The 7,999-nt window shown below is 72.2% G+C and carries 7 protein-coding genes; 3 read left to right on the top strand and 4 right to left on the bottom strand.

The genetic code is table 11. The features are described 5' to 3' along the window. Together K6I34_RS26370 and K6I34_RS26365 are read left to right on the top strand one after the other, a co-directional pair. Positions 1-546 (top strand): MBL fold metallo-hydrolase (locus K6I34_RS26370; protein WP_229329244.1); only part of this gene is annotated, 546 nt, incomplete at its 5' end. Between the two features lie 280 nt (positions 547-826). Further along, positions 827-2,221 carry an amino acid permease gene (locus tag K6I34_RS26365; protein ID WP_229329235.1) on the top strand — a complete coding sequence of 465 codons (1,395 nt, stop codon included), beginning with the start codon at positions 827-829 and terminating at the stop codon, positions 2,219-2,221. On the opposite strand, the gene K6I34_RS26360 is transcribed toward K6I34_RS26365, so the two are convergent. Next, positions 2,211-2,972, bottom strand: coding sequence for an SDR family NAD(P)-dependent oxidoreductase (locus K6I34_RS26360; protein ID WP_229329233.1), 762 nt, complete (start codon positions 2,970-2,972; stop codon positions 2,211-2,213). The two genes, K6I34_RS26365 and K6I34_RS26360, sit on opposite strands and share 11 nt — an antisense overlap. A 150-nt stretch (positions 2,973-3,122) precedes the next feature. Beyond that, on the bottom strand, positions 3,123-3,704 hold the full coding sequence (locus K6I34_RS26355) for a TetR/AcrR family transcriptional regulator (RefSeq protein ID WP_229329231.1): 582 nt from the start codon (positions 3,702-3,704) through the stop codon (positions 3,123-3,125). Between the two features lie 153 nt (positions 3,705-3,857). On the opposite strand from K6I34_RS26355, the gene K6I34_RS26350 reads away from it, so the two are divergent. Then, positions 3,858-4,520, top strand: a complete 663-nt coding sequence (locus K6I34_RS26350) for a GntR family transcriptional regulator (protein ID WP_229329229.1) — start codon at positions 3,858-3,860, stop codon at positions 4,518-4,520. 100 nt (positions 4,521-4,620) lie between these two features. Here K6I34_RS26350 and K6I34_RS26345 read toward each other — a convergent pair whose 3' ends face one another. Then, positions 4,621-6,186 (bottom strand): alpha/beta hydrolase, encoded by a 1,566-nt coding sequence (locus tag K6I34_RS26345; protein WP_229329227.1) that lies wholly within the window; start codon positions 6,184-6,186, stop codon positions 4,621-4,623. A 137-nt stretch (positions 6,187-6,323) separates the two neighbouring features. After that, on the bottom strand, positions 6,324-7,999 hold a 1,676-nt coding region (locus K6I34_RS26340), incomplete at its 5' end, for an FAD-dependent oxidoreductase (protein WP_229329225.1).

Below are 7,999 nucleotides of genomic sequence, written 5' to 3'. Positions count from 1 at the left end.
CTCCTGCTCCCCGCCGGCCTCGCCCGCTGGGCGCGCCGCCGCCGCTTCACCAACGTCACCGAGCTCGACTGGTGGGAGGCGGTGGAGCTGCCCGGCCCGGCGGGCCCGGTCCGCTGCGACTTCGTTCCCGCCCACCACTGGAGCAAGCGCACCCTCACCGACACCTGCCGTTCCCTGTGGGGCGGCTGGGTCCTCACGGCGCCCGGCGGGCAGCGCGTCTACTTCGCGGGGGACACCGGCTACGGCCACTGGTTCGAGGCCATCGGCCGCCGCTACGAGGCCATCGACCTCGCGCTGCTGCCCATCGGCGCCTACGAGCCGCGCTGGATGCTGGGCCCCGTCCACACGGACCCGGAGGAGGCGGTACGCGCCTGCGGCGACCTGGGCGCGCGGGCGATGGCCCCCATGCACTGGTCGACGTTCGTCCTCTCGGCCGAGCCCCCTCTGGAGCCGCTGCTCCGCGTCCGGGCGGCGTGGGAGGCGGCGGGCAGACCACGCGAGGATCTATGGGACCTGCCGATCGGTGCCAGCCGGGTGCTGGCATAAAAGGGCCCCTGCAAGGGGCGCGGGGAACTGCGCGACCAGCCACGACGGACCCGCAGACGCGAACGGAGTTTACGAGGCACCCCGGATGGCGCCCCCTTTACAGAACCTTTGCAGCGGTGAACGAATCACGGCGCGGAAGCCCTCCGACAGCACCATTTCCGGTCACGGCTACCGCACCACGGGACAAAAAACAAGGATTTTGTTGCGGCCCCCCGTCCGGTGACCATGTCGTGTCGCACAGATCCGCGACCTGCCCGCAGGACGAGAGGCGCACCCCCTCATGCACGACACCGACGACGGCAAGAACGCCCGCCGCTTCGGCCTACCGACAGCTGTCGCCCTGGTGATGGGAAACATCATCGGCGGCGGCATCTTCCTGCTGCCCGCCTCGGTCGCCCCGTTCGGCACGGTCAGCCTGCTCGCGTTCGGCGTCCTCACGATCGGGGCCATCGCGCTGGCCCTGGTCTTCGGACGGCTCGCCGGACGCTTCCCGCGGACCGGCGGGCCCTACGTCTACGCGCGTGAGGCGTTCGGCGACTTCGCCGGGTTCCTGTCGGCGTGGTCGTACTGGACGATGACCTGGGTCAGCAACGCCGCCCTGGCCGTCGCGGGCGTCGGCTACTTCCACGTACTCACCGGGGGCCAGTCCTCGAAGGGCACCGACCTGGTCGTGGCCCTGGCCGCGCTCTGGCTCCCGGCGCTGGTGAACTTCGCCGGCACCCGCTGGGTGGGCGCGATCCAGCTGATCGCCACCGTGCTGAAGTACATCCCGATGCTCTTCGTCGCGGTCGTGGGCGTCTTCTACTTCGACCCCAAGAACCTCGGCGGCTTCACCGAGGGCGGCGGCGACTGGGTGGGCGGCCTCACCGCGGCGGCGGCGATCCTGCTCTACAGCTACGTGGGCGTGGAGTCCGCGGCCATGAGCGCGGGCGAGGTCCGCGACCCCGAGCGCAACGTCGGCCGCGCGAGCGTCCTCGGCACCATCGGCGCGGCCCTCGTCTACCTGCTGGGCACGGTGTCCGTCTTCGGCACCGTCCCGCACGACAAGCTGGTGAAGTCCACCGCCCCGTTCTCGGACGCCGTGGACGCGATGTTCGGCGGCACCTGGGGCGGCACCCTGATCGCCGGTGCCGCGGTGATCTCCATCATGGGCGCCCTCAACGGCTGGACGCTGATGAGCGCCCAGGCCCCGTACGCGGCGGCGAAGGACGGCCTCTTCCCGGCGGTCTTCGGCAAGAAGAAGCGCGGGGTGCCCACGGCGGGCGTGCTCGCCGCGGCCGTGCTCGCCTCGCTGCTGACGCTCGTCAACTACACGATCGGCGAGGGCGGGGTCTTCGAGATCCTCGTCCTGATCACCACCTTCTCCGCGACCGTGCCCTACCTGCTCGCCGCGGCCGCCCAGCTGTACTTCCTGCTGACCGGGCGCCGCGACAAGGTGCACACGGGCCGCATGACGTGGGACATCACCCTCGCCCTCGGCGCCTTCGCCTTCGCCTTCTGGCTGGTGGCGGGCGCGGGCTACGCAGCGATCTACCAGGGCGTGCTGTTCCTCTTCGCGGGCATCCTGGTGTACGTGTGGCTGGCGGCCCGCCGCCCGGCGGCCTCCGGTGCCCAGTCGGAGGCGACGCCCGAGGCCGCGCCCGCCGCCGAGCCCTCGGAGGCCCTCACGCGGTGACACCGCCGTCGAGGACGAGGTCGGCTCCCACCGTGAAGCCTGCCTCGTCCGAGGCGAGGTGGAGCACCGCCGCCGCAACCTCCTCAGGACGTCCCGCGCGCCCCGCCGGGACGTCCTGTCGCATCCGCTCCGCCTTCTCCGCCGCGGTCTCCCTGGGCCGCGTCGACATCGGGGTCTCCACCGGGCCGGGGCTCACCGCGTTGACGCGGATGCCGTCCCCGATGTGATCCCGGGCGGCGTTCCGGGTGAGCGCCGAGACCGCGGCCTTGCTCGTCACATACGCGCCCATGTTCCGCAGCCGCCCGTGGGCGCCGAGGTTGGACGAGATGTTCACGATCGCGCCGCCGCCGTGGGTCCGCATGTGGCGGATCTCGTGCTTCATCGACAGCCACAGCCCCTTGACGTTGACGGCCATCACGCGGTCCCAGTCGTCCTCCTCGATGTCGGCCACCTTGGCGGGCGGTACGAGCATGCCGACGTTGTTCACGGCCACGTCCAGCCCGCCGAAGTGCTCGACGGTCCGCGCCACCAGGGCTTCGACCCGGTCGGACACGGTCACGTCCGCGGCGACCGCGAGGGCTCGTCCGCCCTCCGCCTCGATCCGCGCCACGGTCTCCCGCAACGGCACGTCCCTGCGGCCCGCGACGACGACCCGCGCACCCTCGCGGGCGAAGGCGAGCGCGACGGCCCGGCCGATCCCCGTACCGCCACCGGTGACGAGAACGGTCCGGTCGATGAAGCGTGCGGTCATGGTGACAACTCCTATTGCTTCTGCAATTACTAGAACGTTCGGTCTTGAATGAGGGTGCGAAAAGGCAGGGCGCCTCGTCCGACGCGCCCCGTAAGGGGCGCGGGGAACTGCGCGACCAGCCCCCACCGGCCGGCACTGTGAGGCGAGAACTCAGTCCAAAACGCTCAGCGCCTGCGCCGCCGCATCGCGCAAGCGCCCCGGCTCCGGACTCGTCCGGCCGACCACGCGGAGCCCCTGCAGGAGGACGAGGAGCATGCGCGCGAGCGCGACAGGATCGCGCTCCTCGGGGAGCTCACCCTGTGCGCGCGCCCGGGTCAGGGCGGACGTCAGAGCGGACTCCAGCTCGTGCCAGCTCTTCTCCACCCGGCGGGCCGCGGCGGTGTCGTGCGGCGCGAGTTCCACGGCCGTGTTGGTGACGAAGCACCCGCGCCGCAGCTCGTCGCAGGCCGACTCCTCGGCGAAGCGCCGCACCACTGCCCGTACGGCGGGCAGGGCGGGGCCGGGGGTGGACAGTTCCTCGACGACGCGCGGGTCGCTCTGCTCCCGGTACCGCTCCAGGGCCTTGAGGTAGAGCTCGTGCTTGCTCCCGAAGGTCGCGTACAGGCTCGCCCGCGCGATGCCGAGGTGATCCACGAGGTCCGCCATCGACGTCGCCTCGTAGCCGCGCCGCCAGAACAGCTCCAGGGCCGACTGCAGGGCGGCGTCCGGATCGAATTCCTTGGTCCTTGCCACGCGACGACGGTAACCCTTTCGAGAACGATCGGTCAAGAATCAACGAGGCGCCGTCACGGCCGGGAAAAGCCCGAGGAGCGGCCGGACTTGGCCGCCGACGGCGAGGGGAGCCGCTTGTAGTCTGGTGCTCCCGGCGGCACGGAGGACCGAACAGTGCGCGACCCCAGGCACCGCACCCCGATCGCCCCTCCCGAACGGCTCCGGGACCAGGTGGCGCACGCCCTGCGCGCGGCGCTCATCTCCGGCGAACTCAGGCCCGGCACGGTCCACTCCGCCCCCTCCCTGGCCGCGGGCTTCGGCATATCGGCCACTCCCGTGCGCGAGGCCATGCTCGACCTGGCCCGCGAGGGGCTGGTGGAGCCCGTACGCAACAAGGGTTTCCGGATCACCGGGGTGAGCGAGCGCGACCTCGACCAGTACGCGGAGATCCGCGCCCTGATCGAGGTCCCCACGGTCGGCCGCGTCACGCGGACGGCCACCCGCGAACAACTGGAGGCGCTGCGCCCGGTGGCGGAGGAGATCGTCGCGGCCGCGACCGCGCACGACCTGACCGCCTACCTGGAGGCGGACCGGCGCTTCCACCTCGGCCTGCTCGGCCTCTCCGGCAACGAACGCCTGGTCGAGGTCGTCGGCGAACTCCGCAAACGCTCCCGCCTCTACGGGCTGACGCGACTGGACGAACGCGGCGAACTGCTGCCGTCGGCGCGGGAACACCTGGATCTCCTGGACCTGGCGATAGCGGGCGACGCGGCGGGGACGGAGGCATGCATGTCCCACCACTTGTCGAAGGTCCGCTCACTATGGGCGCGCGAATAGCCCCCGTAAGGGGCGCGGGGAACTGCGCGACAAGCCCCCACCGACCCGCAGCCGCGCACGGAGCGCAAGCCGCACCCCAGCAGGCGCACCCGAAAACCCGTCAGAACCCCAACCGCCCAAGAACAATCCGCATCGCCCGCTCCACAGCCCCCCGCGTCCCCTCCGTATGGTCGAGTGTCTCGAAGCCGTGCCGTGCCAGCGGTACGTCCACGACCTCCACATCCGCCCCGCACTTATCGGCCGCCGCCAGGAACTCCGCGACCGTCGCCGCGATCTCCGGCCGTTCCAGCTCCGCCCGGCTCAGCACCACCGGCAGCCGCCCGGCCCCCTTCACCGCCGCCACCGGGTCGAACCGCGACCCTGCGAGCCCCCACCCCCGCAGCGGGGCGAGGAACGGATACGTGGCCGCCACGCACCGCAGCCACGGCGGGGGAGCGGCGAGCCAGTCCGCCGACAGCAACCCGCCGCCGGAGAAGAACCACAGCGCGACGCGTTCACCGTCCACGCGCGGGTGGGCCCGTACGAGCTCGACCGCCGCCGCCACGTCCTGTGCCGCACGCTCGTAGTCGGTCAGGTCGTGCAGCCGGTGATCGACCGTCACGCCGACCGCCCCCAGGCTCGCCGCGTACCGCCCGTAGCCGAGGAAGGTCGCGGAGTCCCGTGGCGTCGGCCGGGTTTCGCGTGGGAACGGGCCGCCGTGGACGAACACCACCGCGGGCCGCGGTCCCTCCGCGTCGGGCAGGTGGAGGTCGATGTGCTCCACCCGCTCGCGCGGCCGCTCGGGTACGTCCAGCAGGAAGCTGCCCTCGTACGCGGGCCGCTCCCGTACCGTGAGCCGACGCCCCTCGCCCGCGGCGCTCCGGAGCAGGACGCCGGCCAGCTCGCCGGGGGCGGAGAGCATCGGCCAGTGCCCGGTGCCGAGCTCGAAGAAACGCGACCGGGGGCCGGTGAGCCGCTGCAGGTGCGGGTCCCCGAGCCCCACCACCATCTCCAGGACGCCGATGCTCGACCCGTTGCCCGTGCACAGGACGCCGGTCATCGGCAGCTCGAACACCGCGTCCGACAGCCGTAGCGGCTGCGTGAGCGTACCCAGCGGCTGCGGCGTCGCACGGTCGGCCAGCCGGGCCGCCGCAACCGCCGCAACCGCCGCGACCGCTGCGTCCGCAGTGTCCGCTGCGTCCGCAGTGTCCGCAGTGTCCGCCGCATCCGTCGGGAGGTCCGCGAGGCTGCCCCAGCGCTGCCACCCCTCGGCCGTCGGCGGGGCGATCCACCCGCCGCCCCCGGCCCGGGACAGCGCCTCGTCGCGCACCGCCGGGTCGGGCACCAGCGCGAGGGCCGGGTCGCCGTCGCGGGGCAGGCCCGTGTCGACGAGGACGATCCGGGAGACGCGCTCCGGACGCCGGTCGGCGGCGCCCAGCACCGGATGGACGCCGTAGCAGTGCCCGACGAGCACCACGTCCGGCGCCTCCAGCCGGTCGACCGTCCGCAGCACGTCCTGGATGTGCGTCTCCAGGTCCGTACCGGGCCCCGCCTCCTCGCGGTGGGCGCCCATGCCGGTGAGCGTCACGGGGTGGGCCTCCGCCCCCGACTCCCGCAGCCGGGTGGCCACCTCCTCCCATATTCGGCCATCGGTGAATGCGCCCGGTACCAGGACGAATGCCGTCATGGGCTGGCCCTCTCCTCGCATGCCGTGGTCCGCGGGCGCCCGCCGTCCGGGGCGCCCGCGCTCGTCGGCACGCTAGGAACTCCCCCTGGGGGAGGTTCAAGGAAAGGGCTCAGGGATCAGGGATCAGGGATCAGGGATCAGCCGAAGTCCAGCGCGTTGCGCAGGCCCAGTGCCAGCCGCAGCTCGTCGTTCTTCCGGAAGAGCTCCAGCTCCGGGGCCCGGTACAGGGAGATCACCGCGCACCGCTCCGCCCGCGAGCCCACCTCGTCCAGCAGGGCGTTCACCGCCAGGCGCGCCGAGGCGTTCGCGCCCTCCATGGTCGCCAGGTCGATGTCCGTGGCCACGTAGTCCCCGCACAGGAAGAGGTTGGGGATCGCGGTACGGGCCTCCGGCCGGTCGAACCAGGTGCCGACGGGGTGGATGAGGAGCTGCTCGTCGTTCTCCGGGCGCGGGCCACCGGTCCGTACGGCCGGGTCGAGGAACCAGGAGTGCAGCGCGGAGTCGCGCAGCACCGTACGGCCCGTGTCGTTGAGCCCCGCCTTCATCTGCGCCCACACCTCCCGTGCGATCTCCTCGGGGGTGCACTGCTTGGCGGTCTTGCCGTAGAGGATGCCGGGCTTGTCCCACTCGGAGACATCCGCCGAGAAGCAGTCCGCCACCGAGCCGTCGCCGTAGTCGGCGCGGAAGTCCCGCCCCGCCCAGAACTGCGCCTGTCCTATGGACGTGATCGACCAGGGGGAGTCGATGTGGTTGATGTGGCCGTGCACGACGGGCGTCGGCTCCGTCAGATAGAACTGAATGCCCGTCATCCAGTCCGTGCGCAACGCGTCGCAGCGCGCGAGCCGCGGATCGGCGGCCCGTATCCGCGCGTTCCAGGTGGTGCGGGCGTGCTCCACCGGCATGGCCGACACGAAGTGGTCGGCGGTCACCGTCTGCCGGGTCCCGGCCGCGTCCTCGACCACCGCCCCGTCGATCCGCCCGTCCGTCAGTCGCAGGTCCCGTACGGTCCAGCCGGTGCGGAAGGTGACGCCGAGGGAGCGCAAGTGGGCGACCCATGGGTCGATCCACGCCTCGTTCGTGGGCGCGTTCAGCACCCGGTCGGGCTCGCCCTCGGAGCCGCGCCCCAGCATGTTGAGGAGGAACGCCTCCATGCAGGTGGCCACGGTTCTGGTGCTGGCCACCTCCGCCTTCGTCGCCACGATGTTGCGGGTGATGCCGATGGCCAGCAGCCGCTGGTAGTTCGGCGACATCTGCGCGCCCCGGATGAAGTCCCACCACGGCGTGCGCTCCCACTGGTCGAGCCGCCGCTTCTCGCAGCTCGTGAACCAGACGAGCAGCCGGTTCACGAAGTACGCGAGCTCGGTGGCCGGGATGTTCCCGAAGGCGTCGAAGAAGCCGGTGAGCGCGCGGCGCAGCTCGTCCGGGGTCAGGACGGCCGGTGGCGTGGCGACGGAGTGCATGGGGATGCGGAGGTCCTCGTGCCCGATCCGGACGAACAGTTCCTCGGACGACGACACGAGGTTGTCGTGGCAGCCGTCGGCGTTGCCGGGGAACGGTATCCGGCGCAGCGTGTCGGGGAGGTTGCGGTACCAGCCGGGGATGAAACGGAACCCGTGCTCGCCGGGCAGCGGCCTGCGGCCGCCGCGCGCGCTGTCCGGGACGTCCATGCTGCGGGCCTTGCCGCCGAGTGCTTTCTTCTCGTAGACCGTCACCTGGAAGCCGCGCTCGGCCAGTTCGTGCGCGGCGGTGAGGCCGGCTACGCCGCCGCCGAGTATGGCGACGGTGCGGTTTGCGCTGGCGCGCGGGGTGGGGG

The sequence above is a fragment of the Streptomyces sp. UNOC14_S4 genome (genome assembly GCF_020740835.1).
GTDB lineage: Bacteria > Actinomycetota > Actinomycetes > Streptomycetales > Streptomycetaceae > Streptomyces.
The sequence above is the reverse complement of the archived record's forward strand: the minus strand, read 5'-3'. Positions and strand labels throughout refer to the sequence as shown.

Bases quoted from the DNA above. Each gene is read 5' to 3' on its own strand.
- K6I34_RS26360 (WP_229329233.1), bottom strand. From the start codon at position 2,972: ATGACCGCACGCTTCATCGACCGGACCGTTCTCGTCACCGGTGGCGGT.
- K6I34_RS26365 (WP_229329235.1), top strand. From the start codon at position 827: ATGCACGACACCGACGACGGCAAGAACGCCCGCCGCTTCGGCCTACCG.
- K6I34_RS26345 (WP_229329227.1), bottom strand. From the start codon at position 6,186: ATGACGGCATTCGTCCTGGTACCGGGCGCATTCACCGATGGCCGAATA.